The organism is Neisseria sp. P0019.S003 (genome assembly GCF_051957115.1).
Classification (GTDB): Bacteria; Pseudomonadota; Gammaproteobacteria; order Burkholderiales; family Neisseriaceae; genus Neisseria; species Neisseria flavescens_D.
In genome coordinates, this window is record NZ_JBQCWT010000100.1 from 1 (window position 1) to 440 (window position 440).

A 440-nucleotide genomic window follows, 5' to 3' on the forward strand; every position below is an offset into this window, starting at 1 on the left:
TCGTCAAACCGGTCAAGGCTACACGCAGACGGTTACCCGGAGGTTCGTTCATCTGGCCGTAAACCATCGCCACTTTGTCCAATACATTGGAATCTTTCATCTCGTGGTAGAAGTCATTACCTTCACGGGTACGCTCACCCACACCTGCAAACACGGACAAACCGCTATGTGCTTTGGCGATGTTGTTAATCAATTCCATCATGTTGACAGTTTTGCCTACACCGGCACCACCGAACAGACCTACTTTACCGCCTTTGGCAAACGGACACAGCAAGTCAATCACTTTAATGCCGGTTTCCAGCAGCTCAGTAGTCGCAGACAGTTCATCAAATTTCGGAGCTGTCTGATGGATGGCACGGTGTTTGTCGGTATCAATCGGACCTGCTTCATCAACAGGCGTACCCAATACATCGACAATACGTCCCAAAGTACCTTTACCT

At 49.1% G+C, this 440-nt stretch carries 1 pseudogene; it reads right to left on the reverse strand.

The features are described 5' to 3' along the window. Positions 1–440, reverse strand: a pseudogene (locus tag ACTHTS_RS11285) (F0F1 ATP synthase subunit beta); the annotation flags it as partial.